The following is a 16,363-nucleotide window of genomic DNA, read 5'->3' on the forward strand; positions in this document are numbered from 1 at the left end:
AGCAGGCTGGCTAAAACGGCTGGCTGGCTAAAACGGCTGGCTACTAGATGGGATGGCTGAAAAGCGGGCTGGCTGAGATCGGTAAGTTGCTGGCATGGCTGGCTGTCTGGCGTGTCCTGGCAAAGCCCGGACTGGCTGGAGTGGCTTGCTGCTTGCTGCCTGACGATCTGGCGGGCTGCGGTTCTTGTCTTATGGATAGGGTTGTCAGAGTGAGTCGTCAATCATGATTTCAGAAAAATCGAACAAAAACAAATAGTTGACAGAAATACTCAGGTAGTCGGGTTGGCGTTTCCAGACGCGGAGCTCGCGAAGAGGGGAAATAGTGCCCGATCCTTAAAACCTGGAGTGCTGAACCAGCAGCCGCTCCAGCAGGATCAGTTCCGGGTCGTGTTGCAGATCCGCCCCCTGTCGCCAGACCAGGGACAAGGCAGTTTTTGCACAGGACCATTGCAGCAGACGCTTTGGTGACACGTCAAAGACCTGTCCCCAGAGCCCTGCGCGCCGGGCAATCAGATCGGCGCTATATATGTCCTGTTCCAGACCTTTGGGATGGCGAAAGGCATTGGCCAATTCATAGCAACGCTCGCCAATCAGCCCCTTGGCATCAAACGCGCAATAGCCGCCTGTGCCCTGACGAATGTTCTCGTGATGCAGATCCCCATGCAACGGGCGAATGTCTTCTTGGTTGGCCAGCAGGGCCTCTGCCAGGCTTTGCGCCTGTTGTACTGTGCGGCGGGCTTGGCCGGTCAGGTTCAGGTCAGCTGCAGGCGCGTGCAGCGCTTTGAACCAGGCGGCAAGAGGCGTCAAGCCGGGCAGTTTTAACGCCTTGGTTTGGGTGTGAATGTTCGCGGCGACCTGAGCCAGAGCGGTATCTGCCTCTGCCCGCCCGCCATTGCGGGCGATATCCCCCAGCGAAGGCCCCGGCAACCATTCCATCAACACAGCGTTCTGGGTGACCTGGTAGATCTGCGCCACAGGGCCTTGCAATGCGGCCAGGAAGGGAAAACCATTGGCTTCGTTGCCCATATGCCCTGCTGTGTAGAGTTTCAAAGCCGCCTGACCATGGCGCTGCGTTTCCACATGCCAGATCTGTGCCCGCGGCACCTCTTGCAGTGACAGGACGCGGGTGATCTGGAACGTCGAAATCAACTCAGCTGGCAGGGCAGGCAGGGCTGGGTGGTTCATTGTGCTCGCCTGTCCCCTAAATCCAAACGCTCTGCCCCGGGCAGGGCCATGCGCATCACCAGTTGCAGGCCAAACAACCCGCCAAAGTGCATGTCTTGGGCCTGGGTAAAGCCGGTCTTGCGATAGAGGCTGATGGCAGTGGGATTGTGCAAATCCACGGTCAGAACCAGGCCGGTGTGATTTGGATAATGGTGGCGCAGATAGTCGGGCATGGCCTGCAAGGCCCGCGTGGCGTAGCGTTTTTGCTGATGGCGGTGGTCAATCATAAACCCCCGCAGCCCCAGCTCGAGCCCCTGGGCGAGGCCATAGGCCCGGTCAATTTTGAAAAACCCAACAGCAGCACCCTGAAAAAAGATGGCGTGGAAATCCACGCCATCCTCAGCGGTATTAAAAGCCTGCGCTATGGTGCCCGAAAACAGGACCTGATCCGGCGCCACGGCGATGTGGCGCACAAGATCATAGTCGCGCGCGGGGATTGGGCGCAGCTCCAGCGCCATTAGTCCTCCATGGCTTCCAGCTCATCAATCATGCCAGAAATCATCGACAGGCCCTTGTCCCAGAACTTGGGGTCCGAGGCATCAAGACCAAAGGGGGCAAGCAGCTCTTTGTGATGCTTGGAGCCACCGGCCTTGAGCATGTCAAAGTACTTGTCCTCAAAGCCCTCGCCGCCCTCGGCGTAGACCGAATACAGCGCGTTCACCAAGCCGTCGCCAAAGGCATAGGCGTAGACATAGAAGGGCGAGTGCACAAAATGCGGCACATAGCACCAGAAGGTCTCGTAGCCCTCCATGAAGTCAAAGGCTTCACCCAAGGATTCGGCCTGCACCGACATCCACAGGGCGTTGATGTCATCCGGGGTGAGTTCGCCGTCAGCGCGGGCCGCATGCAGTTTGCATTCAAAGTCATAAAAGGCAATCTGGCGCACCACGGTGTTGATCATGTCCTCGACTTTGCCGGCCAGCAGGATCTTGCGCTGCTCTTTGGTTTCTGCCCCGTCCAGCATTTTGCGGAAGGTGAGCATCTCGCCAAATACACTGGCGGTTTCGGCCAGGGTCAGCGGCGTCGAGGATAGCATCTCGCCCTGTTCTGCGGCCAGCACCTGATGCACGCCATGGCCCAGCTCATGGGCCAGGGTCATCACGTCCCGTGGCTTGCCCAGATAGTTCAACATCACATAGGGGTGCACATCGGTGACGGTGGGGTGGGCAAAGGCACCGGGGGCCTTGCCGGGTTTGACGCCCGCATCAATCCAGCCCTTGGAGAAAAACGGCGCGGCCAGCTCCCCCATGCGCGGATCAAAGGCCTCATAAGCCTCCATCACGGTTTTTTCGGCCTGCGCCCAGTCGACGACGCGGCTGTCTTCCATCGGCAGCGGCGCGTTGCGGTCCCAGACCTGCATGCGGTCCAGCCCGAGCCATTTGCGTTTCAGCTCGTAATAGCGGTGCGACAGCTTGGGGTAGGCGGCAACCACGGCTTCGCGCAGGGCCTCGACCACTTCGGGTTCCACATCATTGGACAAATGGCGGCCAGTTTGCGGTGTCGGCATGCCACGCCAGCGGTCCATGATTTCCTTTTCCTTGGACTGGGTGTTGTGGACGCGGGCAAAGGTTTTGACATTGGCCTGAAACACCCGCGCCAATTCGCGCGAGGCGGCCTCGCGTTTGCTGCGATCCTGTTCGGTCAGCAGGCTCAGGGTGCCTTCGATGTTCAGCTCCTGGCCCTCGACCTGAAAGGTCAAGCCAGCAATGGTTTCGTCGAACAGCCGCTCCCAGGCGTCGCCCACCACGCCCAGATCATGCAGGAAGCGCTCCAGCTCATCCGAGAGCTGATAGGGCTTCATGGCGCGGATGCGGTCAAACACAGGCTTGTAGCGGGCAAGATCCGCATTGGTGGCAAAATGCGCGTCCAGAGCCTCGTCTTCGATGCGGTTGATTTCCAAAGTGAAAAACACCAGCGGCGTGGTGAAGATGGTGATCTTCTCCTGCATGTCGGACATGAATTTGGTGCGGTCCGCATCCGTGGTCAGCTGGTAATAGCGCAGACCGGCATAGGACATGATGCGCCCGGCAATGGAATTGATCTTTTCGTTGCGCAGCACGCAGTTCAGCAGGCCGGCGGCATCCAGATCGGCCAGCTTATCTTGGTAATCTGCGGCAAAGGCGCTGCATTCCTGCTCCAGCCAGTCCAGATCGCGAGACAGCTCTGGCGCGTCATCGGAGGCATAGAGATCGGTGAGATCCCAGACCGGCAGATTGCCCAGCTCATCAGAGCCAGAGCTGGAATTGGCATCACGGACGGGAAAGGGGAGTTGCAACATGGGGGCTCCTTGGCGGGCATCTCTGTTATGGCGTTGCACAACATCTAAGGGGCAGAGGGGCGGATCACAAGCAAAGCCCCGCGCCGAAATTCGGGACGGGGCAGATTTAGTGATGCGAATTTACAGCAACCGCCAAGGGGGTGTTGGTCCCGTATTCGCAGGCGTAACACGCCGTTGGCTCACCCGTGGTCTGGCTAGTGGCCTGGGTAGTGGCCTGGCTACCGGTATTGGTCAAACAGCTGGGTCATCTTGTCAAAAACCCTGCGGCGGGTCTCCTGGCCCTCCATCACGATCTCGTGCTGCGCCGGATCAATCAGCTCCAACTCGCCACCGGGCCAGCGCGCCATGCGATCCTTGACCGCCGCGCTGTTGACGATCTGCTCTTGCGCGCCAAGAAAGGTGAGGCAGGGCAATACCGGTGAGGGGCGCTCGGCCAGTGTTTCGCATTCCTTCAGCCCTTCGCTCAACCAGTTGATGGTGGGCCCGCCCAAGACCAGATCGGGCTGCGCCTTCAGCTGGTCAATCATCAACTGATACATCGCCGGATCATTGGTCAGGGTATTGCCCTTGAAGGGCGCGGTTTCCACATAATGGCCCTGGGTCGTTGTCGGGACGCGCTTGTCGCCCATTCCTAAAACGGGGGCCAGGCCACCAAGGACACGGGCTACGGGCTTCATGGTGTTGGGGATGAGGATGCCCCACATGGGCGCAGAAAAGGCGCAGGCCTTGACCGGCAGGCCCTCCATCAGGGCGCGCAGGCCAATGGCACCGCCCATGGAGTGGCCCAAGAGATACCAGGGTTCCGGCAGTTTTAGCTGCTTGGCCAGCTTCACAACCGCTGCCACGTCTTTTTGAAAATCGCCAAATTCTTCCACGTGACCCAGGCGGCGATCCGCAAGCATGCGTTCGCCCAGCCCCTGTCCACGCCAGTCCACTGCCAAAGCGGCATAGCCGCGCTGGTTGAAATCAGCGGCGGCGGGGCCGTATTTTTCGACATATTCGGTGCGGCCGGGAAAGATCAGCACAGTGCCTTTTACTGGGCCTTTTACCGGCTCATCCCCGGTTGGCAGCCAATGACCGACGCGAATGCGCACCCCGTCATCGGTGGTTGCCCAATGGGCCTGTCCGGTTTCGGGTCCTTCTGCGATTTCAGCAAAATAGGGCGCGGGGGTCAGGTCCATCAGGCTTTTGTCCATTAGGCCAGCGCCGATGCCAGCTGCATGGCTGTGCCCATGTCACCGTCGATGGTGAGTTTGCCGGACATAAAGGCGCTGGTTGGGTTCACCTCTCCGGTCAGGATGCCCTGAAAGGTCTCTGCATCGGCGGACATGGTGACATCTGCCTCGTCGTCGCTGACGCGGGCGCCATTGCCGTCCAGCACAATGGAGCCAAGGCCTTCGATGGCAAATTTTGCGGTGGCCGAGAAATCACTACCAGCCATTTTTTCGTTCATGGCGGCGGCGGCTTGTTCGAGTGTGTCGCTCATTTGGGTCTTCCTTTGATCATGGTGCAGCGGGGTGCACAGCGGTGTCATTGTGCGGCCCCGCGCACGGGAAACTGCAATTTTGTGTGAAGCCCCTGCTTCCAGCACTAGAAAAAACGCGGCACAGGGTTACACTGGCTCATCATGATCGCAAATCACTTGAACCTCAAAGCTATCGTGGCGGCAACGCTGCTTACAGTCACGATTTCCATGCCTTTTGCAATCGCTGCGGGCGAAAGTTCAGCGGAATCTGACCTGTTGGATCAGCTGGTTTCCGCTGATGCCGCAAGCGCGCGGGGGGTCGATCGGGAGTTGCAGGCGCTCTGGCGCAAAAGCGGCTCTGCGGCGATGGACCTTTTGTTGTCGCGCGCTGTTGAGGCCATGACCAAAGGTGATTTTCCAGCGGCGATTGAACATCTTACGGCGCTGACGGATCACGCGCCGGATTTTGCCCGCGGTTGGTATGAACGGGCCCGCGCCTATCACGCAATGGGGGCCTATGGGCCTTCGGTTGCGGATCTCGAACGGGCTTTGGCGCTGAACCCAAATGATTACAATGCGATCTATGCCTTGGGGACGGTGTTTGAACAGTTCCGCGACCCCAAGCGCGCCTATGAGGCCTATTTGCGTGCCAAGGCTATACATCCCCACCACGAAGAAGTACTCAGCGCGCTGGAGCGTCTGCGGCCCGAGGTTGCAGGCAAGGATCTTTAAGCCGACCTGATTCCATAGTGTCACACTCGACCTGTAGGAAAGAGGCAGAACAAGGGCTGATCAGATGGCAGGCGCATCGCGGATCTTGGCGGTTTTGGGGCCGACAAATACCGGCAAAACACATTACGCGATTGAACGGATGCTGGGCTATCGCACCGGCATCATGGGCTTTCCCCTGCGGCTGTTGGCGCGCGAGGTCTATGACAAAATCGTCGCCATTCGCGGCCCCTCGGTGGTGGCGCTGGTCACCGGCGAAGAGCGCATCGTGCCGCCCCGGGCAAAATACTGGATCTGCACGGTTGAGGCGATGCCGCCGGGCATGGGCTGTGATTTCCTGGCGATTGACGAAATTCAGCTTTGTGCTGATCCCGAGCGCGGCCATGTCTTTACCGAACGGTTGCTGCACTCTCGTGGCACCAATGAAACCTTGTTTCTGGGCGCCGATACCATGCGCGGGCCGATCAAGGCGCTGGTGCCAGAGGTGGAGTTTCTGCGTCGCGAGCGGATGTCCGAGCTGGTCTATGGTGGCTCCAAGAAAATCAGCCGGATGCCACCGCGCACCGCCATCGTTGGCTTCTCGGTTGATAATGTCTACGCCATCGCCGAGCTGTTGAAGCGGCAAAAAGGGGGGGCTGCGGTTGTTATGGGGGCGCTGTCTCCGCGCACCCGCAATGCCCAGGTTGAGCTCTACCAAAATGGTGAGGTCGATTATCTGGTGGCGACAGATGCCATTGGCATGGGGCTGAACCTGGATATCGACCATGTGGCCTTTTCCGCGACATCCAAGTTTGACGGGCGGCGCATGCGCCCTCTGGCACCAAACGAGCTGGCGCAGATTGCCGGGCGGGCGGGACGCGGTATGAGCCACGGCAGTTTTGGCGTCACCGGTGATGCGCGCCCGCTGGAGGATGAGGTGGCTGAAGCCATCATGGAACACCGCTTTACGCCATTGAAAAAGCTCAACTGGCGGTCGACAGATCTGCAGTTTGGGACGGTTGAGGCCCTGATCCGCTCGCTCGAATCATCGCCACAGGATGAGGTGCTGGTGCGCGCCCGCGAAGCAGATGACCTGGGCGCATTGAAATACCTGTCGCGCGACAGCGGCATAATTTCGCGCACAACCAATGCGCAATCGGTGCGCCTGCTGTGGGACGTTTGTCGTATTCCCGACTTTCGCGGTATCTCCCATGGGGAACATGCGGCGCTGATTGGCGGTATTTTTGAATATTTGCACGGCGGTGGCGTGGTTCCCGACGACTGGCTGGCCCGTCAGATCAAGCGGATTGACCGCACGGATGGCGATATTGACACACTTTCCAAGCGTCTGGCCTTTATTCGTACCTGGACCTATGTCTCTCAGCGTAAAAATTGGCTGCGTGACGAAAGCCATTGGCGTGGCGTGACTCGCGCTGTAGAAGACAGGTTGTCAGATGCGCTGCACGAGCGCTTGACTCAAAGATTTGTGGACCGGCGCACATCCGTGCTTCTGCGGCGGCTCAAACAGAAGGAGGCCCTTTTGGCCGAAGTGAATGACAAGGGTGAAGTGACCGTCGAAGGCGAATTTGTCGGACGGTTGGACGGGTTCCGGTTTACCCCGGATAAAAGCGCACAAGGCGCCGAGGCAAAGACATTAAAGTCTGCCTCGCTGCAGGCGCTGGCGCCGCAATTCCATTTGCGCGCAGACCGGTTTTATAATGCACCCGATACCGAGATCGACTTCACCGAACAGGGTGGCCTGATGTGGGGCGACGCTGCCGTTGGTAAACTGGTGGCGGGTGCTGATCCGCTCAACCCGATGGTTGAGGTCTTTGTGGATGACGCCGCTGGTGCGGATGTTGCACAAAAGGTTGAACGCCGCCTGCAGCATTTCATCTCTCGCAAGGTGCAGGCGCTGTTTGAACCGCTGATCAATCTGCAAAAAGACGAAGAATTGACAGGTCTGGCCCGTGGCTTTGCCTTCCGTCTGGTCGAAGGTCTGGGCCTGCTGCCGCGTCACACCGTGATGCAGGAAGTCAAAGATCTGGATCAAGAGGCCCGTGGCGCATTGCGCAAACACGGTATTCGGTTTGGCCAGTTCACCATCTTCATGCCGCTGCTACTGAAACCCGCGCCAACGCGTCTGCGTCTGGTGCTGTGGTCGCTTGCCAATGGCGTGCAGGAATTCCCCGAAGCGCCACCTCCCGGTCTGGTCACCGTGCCTGCCGCCAAGGATGCGCCGCAGGGCTACGATACCATGGCCGGCTACCGCGAAGCGGGCGAGCGGATGATCCGCATCGACATGCTGGAGCGTTTGGCTGATATGTTGCGTGCCGAAGACAGCCGCGGTGGGTTTGAAGCCAAGGCGGATATGTTGTCGATCACGGGCATGACGCTGGAGCAATTTGCCGATCTGATGCAGGGTCTGGGCTATCGCGCCGAAAAAGGCGAACGGGCCAAGGTCAAAGCAGCTCCCGAAGCGCCCAAAGAGGCTGCTCCTGCCGAAGAGGCGGAAGCCAAGTCTGAAGAGGCGCCTGCCGTTGAGGTGGAGGCCAAACCTGAGGACGCGCCTGTAGCTGAGGCTGCTGAAGAGGCCCCCGCTGCGCCAGAGGAGGCACCTGTCGAGGAGGCCAAAGCAGAGACCGCTGACGCAGTCGCAGATGCTCCGGCTGACGCAGTCGCAGATGCTCCGGCTGACGCAGTCGCAGATGCTCCGGCTGACGCGCCTGCTGAAGATTCTGTCGAAGCCCCGGCCGAGATGGAGGTCTTTTATACCTTCGCTTGGGGTGGTCGCGCCCGTCAGGGCGGTGGCAACCGTGGCCAGCGTCGTGGCCAGGGTGGCGGTGCAAGCCAAAACGCCGAAGCTGCTGCTGGACAGGATGGCCAGGAGCGTCGCGGTGGCAAACCGCGCAGTCAGGGTCGCTCGGGTGAGCGCAGTGGCGGCAAGCCCGGTGGGCGCCCTGCTGGCAAACCCGGTGGTAAAAAGGGAGGTCGTCCGCAACAACAGGGCAGCAAGACCTATTCCGCCCGGCCTCCAAAGAAAGAAAAGCAGATCGATCCGGACAACCCCTTTGCGGCAGCTCTGATGGGGCTGAAGCAAGGCGACTGATCCCGGATGCAGCCAAAGGCGGAGAAAATCCGGGTCGACAAGTGGCTCTGGCATGCGCGGTTCTTCAAAACCCGCAGCCTGGCCGCCAAACAGATCAGCGCCGGACATCTTCGCCTGAACGGCGCTAAGATCACAAAAACGGCTCAGAGCGTCACCTCGGGTGATGTTCTCAGCTTTCCACAGGGGCGACAGATTCGGGTGGTCGAAGTTGTCGCCATCGGCGAGCGCCGCGGACCCGCCCCCGAGGCGCAGGCGCTTTATCTTGATAAGACGCCAAAACAGGACATCTTGCCTGCAAATCCGCGATTTGAGGGAAAAGGGCGGCCTGACAAGAAATCTCGCAGGGCGCTTGACCTTTCCAGGCAACAGGACTTCACGTGACATCTTGAAGATGAAGCGAGTCTGAACTAGCTAGTTGCCAAACAGCAAATGGGACAAAGCCCGCATGACCTACGTCGTTACGGATAACTGCATCGCCTGCAAATACACCGATTGTGTAGAGGTGTGCCCGGTAGATTGTTTCTACGAGGGGGAAAACACCCTGGTGATCCACCCGGATGAATGCATCGACTGTGGTGTTTGCGAACCGGAATGCCCGGCCGATGCCATTCGCCCAGACACCGAGCCAGACATGGATAAATGGGTTGAGTTCAACCGCAAATACTCTGAGATGTGGCCGGTGATTGTCTCCAAAAAAGACCCTATGCCGGAGGCTGAAGAGCGTGACGGCGAAGAGGGCAAGCTTGAGAAATACTTCTCCGAGGCCCCCGGCGAGGGCGGGTAAGCGTCTCCGAATCTCGGGGCCGGTTGAAAAGCACGACCAGTTTTTTTGCCGAAAACCACCTGAAAACGGTGATTTTCACCTGTGATTGGCAGGAACAGGGCTCCCCTCGTCTTTCGAAGGGGGGCATTTTGTGATATGGTCTGCCCAGATGTATATGAAAATGAAACCCATCTCGCGTGGCATTTTTGATGTAGCGCGCGGCCTGGGGATTGACCCACGGTGACGATAGAGCGTCTGACCTGCGATGCAGTTCAGGGGCGATAGCGTTGCCGTTGTTGTGTCGGATAGTTGCCTCTGGCGCTGCCCGGCCTCTAGCGTAAGGAAAGACCTGTATGACAAAATCGAAGAAGCTCGCATTCCGTCCCGACGAATATGTGGTTTATCCGGCCCATGGTGTTGGACAGATCATCTCGGTTGAGGAGCAGGAAGTGGCCGGCTTTGCGCTGGAGCTTTTCGTGATCACCTTTGAAAAGGACAAGATGACCCTGCGGGTGCCAACCAACAAGGCCATCGAAGTGGGTATGCGCTCGCTCAGCTCGCCGGATGTGATCAATCAGGCGATGAAAACCCTCAAAGGCAAGGCCAAGGTCAAACGCGCCATGTGGTCTCGCCGGGCGCAGGAATATGAGCAAAAGATCAACTCTGGTGATCTGATTGCCATTGCCGAAGTGGTGCGCGATCTGCACCGTACCGATGACCAGCGTGAGCAAAGCTACTCAGAGCGTCAGCTCTATGAGGCCGCGCTTGAGCGCCTGACCCGCGAAGTCGCCGCTGTTGCCGGTGGCGATGAAATCTTGGCCGCGAAACAGGTCGGGGACGTTCTGACCTCCCGTGTTGCAGCCTGATCGGCGTCAGCTGTTCAAAAATTCAGAAATTTTAAAAGCCCGTGACCTTGGTTGCGGGCTTTTTGCTGTCTTGGCCTCAGCTTAGCTGAAGAGGGCCGCCAGCATCAGCAATCCGGCAATTTCACTGACCTGCTGGCAGGCGCCCAGCACATCGCCGGTCTGCCCGCCGATCTTGGTGCGGGCCACCAGACCCAATCCTAGGGTCAACAAGGCAAGCAGCGCGGCAACGGCAAGGCTGACAAACCCGAGCAAGGGCAGCGCCAGTGCAACAGCGAGGCCAAGACCAAGGGCAGTGGCCCGCCGGGACGGACGGCCGACACTTTGCGATAGGCCGGACTGGCGGGCATTGGGCAGCCAGACCATCAGCATGGGCATCATTGCACGGCTGAGCAGGGCAATAGCCAGCGCACTCCAGCCCTGTCCCAGATCCAACAGCAGCGACAGGGCGTGCCAGCGCAGGCCAATGGCAAAAACCAGTGCCAACACGCCATAGCTGCCGATCTGGCTGTCTTTCATGATCTCCAACCGCCGTGCAGGCGCGAAGCCGCCCCAAAACCCATCGGCGCAATCCGCCAGCCCGTCTTCGTGCATCGCCCCTGTCAGCAGTACCTGAACCATCAAAAATAGCCCAGCAGCCAGCGCCGCAGACAGGCCCAGGGCCTGGCCCGCATAGGCCGCCATGCAGGCGGGCAGGGTCACGGCAAGCCCCGCCAGCGGGAAGGCCCATACCGCCCGGGATTGGCGTTGAAAACTGCTGCTTGCCAGTCGCGGCAATGGCAGCCGGGTCAACAGGACCAGCGCCAGTGGGATGTCCACCAAAGATATGTCGTTTTTTCGCATGTGTGAGCCTCTTGCGGGACTTGCGAAGCAGTTTTGAGCCGCTAAACAGATTGGACCCTGATTTACGCGCGTCCGCCGCCCAGATGCAACGAGGCTTTACATGCTGCCATCTCTGACTTCCCTTGATGATTTCCGCTCCCTGCTGGCGCAGGCCAAGGGTGCGGATCAGACCGCCATCGACGCGGCTGCCGCCCGCAACGGGCAGCTGACCAAGCCTCCCGGGGCTTTGGGCCGACTGGAAGATCTGGCCATCTGGTATGGCGGCTGGCGCGGCACCGATCGCCCCGAGATCAAATCGCCCCAGGTTATTGTCTTTGCCGGCAACCACGGTGTCACCGCCCAGGGGGTTTCGGCCTTTCCTTCCGAGGTGACGGCCCAGATGGTGATCAATTTTGAACATGGCGGCGCGGCAATTAATCAGCTGGCCAAACTGGCAGGCGCGCGTATGGACGTTCATGCGCTTGATCTGGACAATCCGGTACAGGATTTCACCCAAGCCCCAGCGATGGACGCGGCAGGGCTGCTGGCCGCCTTGCAGGCCGGATGGAATGCTGTTGATCCTACAGCGGATCTATTGGTGGTTGGTGAAATGGGGATTGGCAACACCACCCCAGCGGCGGCTTTGGCCTTTGCCCTGTTTGGCGGCGAACCCGCAGACTGGACCGGGCGCGGCACTGGGGTTGATGACGCCGGGCTGGCCAATAAAACCCGTGTCGTCACCGAAGGCGTGGCGCTGCATGGCGCTGCAATCAAAGATGGCCTGGATGCGCTCGGTTGTCTGGGGGGGCGCGAGATTGCGGCCATGGCCGGGGCCATTGCTGCGGCACGGCTGCTGCATATTCCGGTTATTCTTGATGGATTTATCTGTTGTGCTGCCGCCGCCTGTTTGCAGCGCAGCTGTGATGGCGCTTTGGATCATGCCATTGCAGGGCATCAAAGCGCTGAAAACGCCCATCCCGCCCTGCTGAAAGAGCTGGGTAAAGAGCCGCTTTTGGCGCTGGGTCTGCGCCTTGGTGAAGGCTCTGGGGCGGCGTTGGCCATTCAGGTTTTGAAAGGCGCAATCGCCTGTCACAGCGGCATGGCGACCTTTGCAGAAGCAGGCGTTTCAGACGGCTGATTGCTGCTGCATGAAAGGCGAGCGAACAGCAAAGCCCCGAAGCTGACTTCGGGGCTTTTGTTTTGTCGGCTCGATATGGCGGTCAGATCAAGATTTGCTTTGATCTTTTTTCTCGGCCAGCTCCAACAGGGCGGTTTCCAGATCCTTTTCCAGTTCGCGGGCGCGGGCGATATAGGCCTGATTTTCACTGGCAGGTGTTCCGGGCTTCCACAGCGAGGCGAGCTCGCGCACCGTAAGACGGTCGTGCGCATAAAAGGTCTGTTCGGCCTGGGCCGCTTCATATTCGCTGAGGCCGATTTTTTCCAACACGTAGCGCCCCGCCCGCAAGGAGCTGTCAAACATTTCCCGCACGATGTCATCGGCGCCGGCCTTATACAGCTCAAAGACATGGTTGCGGTCATAGGCCCGGGCAATGATGTGCAGATCCGGGTAGGTGCGCCGCACATAGGCGACCATGGTGACAGTCTTTTCTGGGTCGTCCAGCGCCACCACCAGCACATGGGCTTTGGCGATGCCCGCAGCCTTGAGCAACTCGGGCCGTGTGGGGTCGCCGAGGAAGCTTTTGACCCCAAAACGGCGCATCAGCTGCACTGCGCGGATGTCATTGTCCAGCAGCACGGTCTTGAAACCGCTGGCGCGCACCAGCCGGTTGACGATCTGCCCAAAGCGGCCAATTCCGGCGATGATAACGGGTCCTTGTTCGTCAATCTCATCAGGTTCCTGTTCGACACCTTGCTCGCCCATGAAGTGAGACAACATATCATACAAAATGAACAACAGCGGGGTGATCAGCATCGACAGGGCAATGACAAGCAGCAGCTTTTCGGCCAATGGTTCGGGGATGACGCCTTGTTGGCGGGAAAAGGCCAGCAGGACAAAACCAAATTCACCCGCCTGCGCCAGGCTGAGGGTGAAAAGCCAATGATTGCGCCGTCTGAGACCAAAGGCGCGACCCACAAAGAACAGGATTGTGCCCTTGGCGAGGATCACCAAAAGGGCCAGGCCCAGCAGGTCTCCGAAGTTGGCCAACAGCAGCCGGTAGTTGATCCCGGCCCCAACCGTAATAAAGAACAATCCTAAAAACAGCCCCTTGAAGGGGGTGAGATCGCTTTCCAATTCGTGGCGGAATTCGGAGTTGGCCAGAACCACGCCCGCCAGAAATGCCCCCAGCGCAGGGGAAAGCCCGACTAGGGTCATCAAGAAGGAGATCCCAACCACAATGAGCAAGGCCAGCGCAGTGTACATCTCACGCAGGTTGGTCGCATGAATAAAGCGGAACAGGGGCTGGGTCAGATAGATGCCAGCCAGCACGATGACGCCGATCATGCCAAGGGTGGTCAGGGTCACGGCCCATCCTGGCAGACCAGCAACCAAGGAAAGCCCGTCATGGGCCGCAGCCATATGGCCTGCGGTATCTGCCCGCTCAATGGAGCCATCCGAGCCTAACTGTGGTCCGTTCTTGATGGCAAGAAGCGGTAGAAGCGCCAGAATTGGAATGACCGCAATATCCTGGGTCAACAGAACCGAAAAGGAGGACCGCCCGCCACCGGTCTGCATCAGGCCTTTTTCTGAAAGCGTCTGCAGCACGATCGCAGTCGAGGATAGCGACAGCGTGAGGCCAACGGCCAGGCTCACCTGCCAGGTCTCGCCGGCAATAAGGGCGGCAACCATAAGTGCCAGAGTGCTGAGCAGGACCTGTAAGCCGCCCAGTCCGATCAGTTTATGCCGCATCGCCCAGAGCGCCCGCGGGTCAAGCTCCAACCCGATGAGAAACAGCATCATAACGACGCCAAATTCCGCAACATGTTGGAGGTTTTGGGTTTCAGCCCCGACCAGCCCAAGCACCGGGCCTATGATAATGCCGGCAGCCAAATAGCCCAGAACCGACCCAAGCCCGAGACGCGAGGCCAGGGGAACGGCGATAACAGCAGCAGCGAGATAGATTGTTGCCTGATACAGAAATGCGTCCATACAACTGGTATCGCAAGCGGTTTGCACCTTGGCAACGGTTTTAGCAGCATTTTGCGTGGGTCATATTGCTGCTGCGCTTTACCGGGCGTTTGGGAGCCGGGAGATCGGGGGCTCAATGGGAAACGGCGGCCAGGTTTCCCCGTGCCGCCGCGCTTTGGTTTCGACGCTCTGGCGATTGCCAGTGCAGGTCAGCCGCTGCTTATTGCTCCATTTGCCGAATCTCATTGCTGAGTTTGGTGATTACGTCCAGACGGCGCGAGATGCGTTCCTGGAAGACCCCAAGCTGGTCGATAATGTCAGAGAGCGTTTCACCGGATTCCGGCAGGCGGGCGCTTTCGATCTTACACAGAACCCGTGTGGAGCTGAGCCCGAGGAACTGTCGATGCATGACCTGGCAGGCCCGCATGATGCGCTCGGCCTCAAGGTCGACTTCCTCGACGCCTTTGCGGGCGCGGTCTGTTTCCTCTGTGACCAGCTGGGTCAGGATCTTGCGCTCTGCGGCCATGTCGATGTCGCCCAGGCCGCGTCTTTCGGTTTGGAGCTGCGCATCACATTCGTTCAGAATGCGCGCCATGCCTTCGACAAACAGGCTGTTGGTAACGGCCAGTTTGATGGTGTTGAAGTTGCTGTTTTCCCCCATCACATGTGCTTCAAACCAGTCGGACATTTCGCGCGACATCGCACCATAGTTCTGCGACAGGACCGTGACCGGTCCACCCGAGGGTTCAATCCGCGATGCAATCACCCGCAAATTATGCGGAATCGTGTGCATAGCGTCAAAATCTTTGACTAGACCTTGGGTTTCTTCAACGAGGGTTTCGGCGTTTGCCATCATTCTGCGCAGATCCGCGATTTTGGGATCTTTCGGGCGCTCCAGTCCGACATCGCGGGACAAAAGCTCTTCGCTCAGGGCATGGGTGGCGAACTGGTGGTAGTTTTCAAAACCTTTCTTTCGAATCCACTCCAGCATCTTTTCAGCGCTGTCTTCCGCGCTCACTCCTTCGTTGAGTTCAGCCTGGCGCATCTCATTATAAATGGCTTTGATCTCATCAAACAAGGCGCTGCTGGGGGAAATCCGCGCCGAGAGATATCCGCCCTGGCAGGGGACCACCACTGCAAAGACCCAGTAGTACAGCCCATCCTTGGCCTTGTTCTTGACGTAGGCCCCCATGCTGTCGCCTGCTTTCAGAGTATCCCAAAACAGTTGGAAAACACCCTTTGGCATATCCGGATGGCGGATGATCTTATGGGGCGAACCGATCAGATCTTCCCATTCGTAGTTTGCTACGCGCTTGAAGACGTAGTTTCCGGCTTGGATCACCCCACGGTCATCGGTGCGTGAAAAGAAAACCTCGTTCAGGGCGAAGGGGGCTTCACCAGTCGAGGGTCGGGCTTCTATGCGACGGTCTACAAAGGACAAGGAGGCGCTCCACTTCATAAAGATACAGTCAAAATCTATAAAATCAAAACCTTCCATTATTATTAAGTTGGCAAAGGCGCATCACGTTTTAACTGTGCCATTACGATCTGGCTTTGCACCCTGGCGACGGCTGGATGCGGCAATAGAATTTCATGGATGAGCTGATTGAGCGCCTGTAAGTCGCTGCAATAAACCCGCAATAGATAGTCTGCCTCGCCTGTCATGGTCCAGGCTGAGGTAATCTCGGGCCGGGTGCTGACCAGGCGGCTAAAGCTTTGGGATTGTTCCGGCCCGTGGCTGCCAAGGTTCACATGCACGAACCCCTGAACTGTCAATCCCAGTTTTGCCGGGTCCAGTCGGGCGCAGTAAGCCTGGATATAGCCTTCTGATTCTAGCCGCTGTCGCCGCCGCCCGGCCTGACTGGGCGACAGGTTCAGCAGCTCTCCCAGCTCCTGTGCGGTAAGATGTGCGTTCTTTTGCAAGGCGGCGAGCAGTTTGGTGTCTGTTGAATCGAGCATATGCGGGTTTTTCCTGTTTTTATCACATTAGGCGCGAAGTTCTCGCGTGGAAAGGTGATAGGCATACAAAGAACGCGCGAAATA

At 58.7% G+C, this 16,363-nt stretch carries 15 protein-coding genes; 6 read left to right on the forward strand and 9 right to left on the reverse strand.

Going from position 1 to position 16,363, the window contains the following annotated elements; all coding sequences use genetic code 11:
- Positions 1–333: 333 nt before the first annotated feature.
- From JZI28_RS05460 to JZI28_RS05480, 5 genes are all read right to left on the reverse strand, one after another.
- Positions 334–1,185, reverse strand: a complete 852-nt coding sequence (locus JZI28_RS05460) for an aminoglycoside phosphotransferase family protein (RefSeq protein WP_375699488.1) — start codon at positions 1,183–1,185, stop codon at positions 334–336.
- A complete protein-coding gene (locus JZI28_RS05465; protein ID WP_375699489.1) occupies positions 1,182–1,682 on the reverse strand; it encodes a GNAT family N-acetyltransferase in 501 nt (166 codons plus the stop codon). Before JZI28_RS05465 ends, JZI28_RS05460 begins: the two co-directional genes overlap by 4 nt.
- Positions 1,682–3,502, reverse strand: coding sequence for a M3 family oligoendopeptidase (locus JZI28_RS05470; RefSeq protein WP_375699490.1), 1,821 nt, complete (start codon positions 3,500–3,502; stop codon positions 1,682–1,684). Before JZI28_RS05470 ends, JZI28_RS05465 begins: the two co-directional genes overlap by 1 nt.
- 218 nt (positions 3,503–3,720) lie before the next feature.
- A complete protein-coding gene (locus tag JZI28_RS05475; RefSeq protein ID WP_375699491.1) occupies positions 3,721–4,698 on the reverse strand; it encodes an alpha/beta fold hydrolase in 978 nt (325 codons plus the stop codon).
- Positions 4,698–4,988, reverse strand: a complete 291-nt coding sequence (locus JZI28_RS05480) for an SCP2 sterol-binding domain-containing protein (protein WP_295449089.1) — start codon at positions 4,986–4,988, stop codon at positions 4,698–4,700. Before JZI28_RS05480 ends, JZI28_RS05475 begins: the two co-directional genes overlap by 1 nt.
- 141 nt (positions 4,989–5,129) lie before the next feature.
- On the opposite strand from JZI28_RS05480, the gene JZI28_RS05485 reads away from it, so the two are divergent.
- The 5 genes from JZI28_RS05485 to JZI28_RS05505 all read left to right on the forward strand — a co-directional run bounded on the left by JZI28_RS05485 (position 5,130) and on the right by JZI28_RS05505 (position 10,413).
- Positions 5,130–5,699 carry a tetratricopeptide repeat protein gene (locus tag JZI28_RS05485; RefSeq protein ID WP_348158096.1) on the forward strand — a complete coding sequence of 190 codons (570 nt, stop codon included), beginning with the start codon at positions 5,130–5,132 and terminating at the stop codon, positions 5,697–5,699.
- A gap of 64 nt (positions 5,700–5,763) precedes the next feature.
- Complete coding sequence (locus JZI28_RS05490; protein WP_375699492.1) at positions 5,764–8,784, forward strand: helicase-related protein; 3,021 nt, start codon at positions 5,764–5,766, stop codon at positions 8,782–8,784.
- 6 nt (positions 8,785–8,790) lie between these two features.
- The gene (locus JZI28_RS05495) at positions 8,791–9,165 is read left to right on the forward strand and encodes an RNA-binding S4 domain-containing protein (protein ID WP_353399265.1); all 375 of its coding nucleotides are present in this window, start codon (positions 8,791–8,793) and stop codon (positions 9,163–9,165) included.
- Between the two features lie 64 nt (positions 9,166–9,229).
- Positions 9,230–9,568, forward strand: a complete 339-nt coding sequence (gene fdxA / locus JZI28_RS05500) for a ferredoxin FdxA (protein ID WP_009809190.1) — start codon at positions 9,230–9,232, stop codon at positions 9,566–9,568.
- A 332-nt stretch (positions 9,569–9,900) separates the two neighbouring features.
- The gene (locus JZI28_RS05505; protein ID WP_297339260.1) at positions 9,901–10,413 is read left to right on the forward strand and encodes a CarD family transcriptional regulator; all 513 of its coding nucleotides are present in this window, start codon (positions 9,901–9,903) and stop codon (positions 10,411–10,413) included.
- Positions 10,414–10,494: 81 nt separating this feature from the next.
- Here the strand turns inward: JZI28_RS05505 and cobS are convergent, their stop codons facing one another.
- The gene (cobS, locus tag JZI28_RS05510; RefSeq protein ID WP_375699493.1) at positions 10,495–11,253 is read right to left on the reverse strand and encodes an adenosylcobinamide-GDP ribazoletransferase; all 759 of its coding nucleotides are present in this window, start codon (positions 11,251–11,253) and stop codon (positions 10,495–10,497) included.
- A gap of 100 nt (positions 11,254–11,353) precedes the next feature.
- Between cobS and cobT the strand changes: the two genes are divergently transcribed.
- Positions 11,354–12,370, forward strand: a complete 1,017-nt coding sequence (cobT, locus tag JZI28_RS05515; protein WP_375699494.1) for a nicotinate-nucleotide--dimethylbenzimidazole phosphoribosyltransferase — start codon at positions 11,354–11,356, stop codon at positions 12,368–12,370.
- An 87-nt stretch (positions 12,371–12,457) separates the two neighbouring features.
- Here the strand turns inward: cobT and JZI28_RS05520 are convergent, their stop codons facing one another.
- From JZI28_RS05520 to JZI28_RS05530, 3 genes are all read right to left on the reverse strand, one after another.
- On the reverse strand, positions 12,458–14,341 hold the full coding sequence (locus JZI28_RS05520; protein ID WP_297339257.1) for a monovalent cation:proton antiporter-2 (CPA2) family protein: 1,884 nt from the start codon (positions 14,339–14,341) through the stop codon (positions 12,458–12,460).
- A gap of 199 nt (positions 14,342–14,540) precedes the next feature.
- Positions 14,541–15,761: a PAS domain-containing protein gene (locus JZI28_RS05525; protein WP_297339256.1), complete on the reverse strand. Its 1,221-nt coding sequence runs from the start codon at positions 15,759–15,761 to the stop codon at positions 14,541–14,543.
- A gap of 62 nt (positions 15,762–15,823) precedes the next feature.
- Positions 15,824–16,279: an Lrp/AsnC family transcriptional regulator gene (locus tag JZI28_RS05530; RefSeq protein WP_295446606.1), complete on the reverse strand. Its 456-nt coding sequence runs from the start codon at positions 16,277–16,279 to the stop codon at positions 15,824–15,826.
- Positions 16,280–16,363 lie beyond the last annotated feature (84 nt).

The sequence above is a fragment of the Pseudophaeobacter sp. TrK17 genome, assembly GCF_042192375.1.
In the GTDB taxonomy this organism is placed as follows: domain Bacteria; phylum Pseudomonadota; class Alphaproteobacteria; order Rhodobacterales; family Rhodobacteraceae; genus Pseudophaeobacter.

Bases quoted from the DNA above. Each gene is read 5' to 3' on its own strand.
- JZI28_RS05530 (WP_295446606.1), bottom strand. From the start codon at position 16,279: ATGCTCGATTCAACAGACACCAAACTGCTCGCCGCCTTGCAAAAGAAC.
- JZI28_RS05465 (WP_375699489.1), bottom strand. From the start codon at position 1,682: ATGGCGCTGGAGCTGCGCCCAATCCCCGCGCGCGACTATGATCTTGTG.
- JZI28_RS05520 (WP_297339257.1), bottom strand. From the start codon at position 14,341: ATGGACGCATTTCTGTATCAGGCAACAATCTATCTCGCTGCTGCTGTT.
- JZI28_RS05495 (WP_353399265.1), top strand. From the start codon at position 8,791: ATGCAGCCAAAGGCGGAGAAAATCCGGGTCGACAAGTGGCTCTGGCAT.
- fdxA (WP_009809190.1), top strand. From the start codon at position 9,230: ATGACCTACGTCGTTACGGATAACTGCATCGCCTGCAAATACACCGAT.
- JZI28_RS05460 (WP_375699488.1), bottom strand. From the start codon at position 1,185: ATGAACCACCCAGCCCTGCCTGCCCTGCCAGCTGAGTTGATTTCGACG.
- JZI28_RS05475 (WP_375699491.1), bottom strand. From the start codon at position 4,698: ATGGACAAAAGCCTGATGGACCTGACCCCCGCGCCCTATTTTGCTGAA.
- JZI28_RS05480 (WP_295449089.1), bottom strand. From the start codon at position 4,988: ATGAGCGACACACTCGAACAAGCCGCCGCCGCCATGAACGAAAAAATG.
- JZI28_RS05505 (WP_297339260.1), top strand. From the start codon at position 9,901: ATGACAAAATCGAAGAAGCTCGCATTCCGTCCCGACGAATATGTGGTT.
- JZI28_RS05470 (WP_375699490.1), bottom strand. From the start codon at position 3,502: ATGTTGCAACTCCCCTTTCCCGTCCGTGATGCCAATTCCAGCTCTGGC.
- JZI28_RS05485 (WP_348158096.1), top strand. From the start codon at position 5,130: ATGATCGCAAATCACTTGAACCTCAAAGCTATCGTGGCGGCAACGCTG.
- cobS (WP_375699493.1), bottom strand. From the start codon at position 11,253: ATGCGAAAAAACGACATATCTTTGGTGGACATCCCACTGGCGCTGGTC.
- JZI28_RS05490 (WP_375699492.1), top strand. From the start codon at position 5,764: ATGGCAGGCGCATCGCGGATCTTGGCGGTTTTGGGGCCGACAAATACC.
- cobT (WP_375699494.1), top strand. From the start codon at position 11,354: ATGCTGCCATCTCTGACTTCCCTTGATGATTTCCGCTCCCTGCTGGCG.